Annotated in this window: 1 protein-coding gene; it reads right to left on the reverse strand. The window is 40.4% G+C overall.

Features of this window, described 5'->3' with window-relative positions; translation table 11 throughout:
* Nucleotides 1-328: 328 nt before the first annotated feature.
* A complete protein-coding gene (yaaA, locus tag ACYQ2O_RS12280) occupies nucleotides 329-1,069 on the reverse strand; it encodes a peroxide stress protein YaaA (RefSeq protein WP_459796703.1) in 741 nt (246 codons plus the stop codon).
* Between the last annotated feature and the right edge of the window lie 301 nt (nucleotides 1,070-1,370).

Consider the following 1,370-nt stretch of genomic DNA (forward strand, 5'->3'; position numbering starts at 1 on the left):
AAGAGAAAGGAGCATACGCTCCCAATGCTCTTCGGACTTTTTTTAGTAACTATTGTAGAAGACAATCCGCTGGTCTAAACTGACAAACGTGCTGGAATAAACAGATTCTGTCGCTTAATTGACCCATCTTCTTAAAAAAAACTGCCGGAATAGAGTGACATTTACTGGCTGGATTATTTTGCTTTTCTACATATAGTTATTCTTTTTGCGCGTTTACTCATCCAACCCCTCCTCACATTTTAACAAATAAAACGGAAGAAATAAAATAAGCCTGGAGGTGTTTGCTTGAGCAAGAAGTGTTTGGATATGTTTGTCAGTTTACTTATTGCTAGCCTTTAATAAACACGTATTCATCCTCTGTTGAATGGTCATCGCTAAAGGGAAAATCTGAATGATTGAAATTTTTAAGTTTCTCAGGTGACTGCACCTGATTTTCGGCCATAAAGCGAACCATTTCTCCCCTAGCCATTTTGACCATCGTTCCTTTTTCTTTTACTTTACCGTCTATGAGTTCCCCGAATTTGCAGCGGATGATCTGTGCCTGGTCATTGTATTTGGTAATCGTTTTGCTGTACTCTTCTGAAGCCAAGTTGATGATTGTGTCCGTTTCATCCAGAAGCTGCTTAGCCAGCTGGTCTTCCCAGAAAGCATACACGGATGGATAGCTGTCATGCTTCAGCTTAGCCTGCATCTCCAGGCGGTAAGGCGTCACACCGTCAAAAGGTTTGAGGACACCGTAAAAGCCCGAGAGAATTCTTAAATGCTTCTCTAAATAATTGTACTGCTCTGTCTCCAAGACATTAGGCGCCATGTACTGGTACTGAATGCCTTCATAAGCAAGAATTGCCGGAGTCAGGTTTTTCCGTAAATCCATTTCCTGAATGCGTTCATAGTTTAACGTGGCAATCTTGTCGCTGGCTTTCCATATTTTCTTCAGTTCATCGTATGTTAAGGATTTTAAGTGGTTTAATAATTCCTCTGTTTTATTTATAAATTTGGGCAACTGGTTGTGGGTAAAACTGTCATTGTCTACCGTCATCTTCTTGGCCGGTGAAATAATAATTCGCATAAAAAACGCCCTTCTCTTAGTTAGTCTAGATAAGTATAGCAAGCAGAAGCGTTTCTTTCAAAGTGGAATTGTTATCATCGAGCTAAATGAAGGTAGACGACGTTCGTTTGTCTTTCATCTGCTACGTGCTTGCTCACTAGCACCATGAAAGAAAGCTGATGTTCGGTTCCTTTCATCGAGTAGGAGACTAGTCATTAATTGACTAGTCGACCTCTCACACCACCGTACGTACGGTTCTCGTATACGGCGGTTCAATAACTTGAATATCTCTAACGTTCATACAGTAGTATTAAATCTTTTA

Source organism: Alkalibacterium sp. m-11, assembly GCF_054658155.1.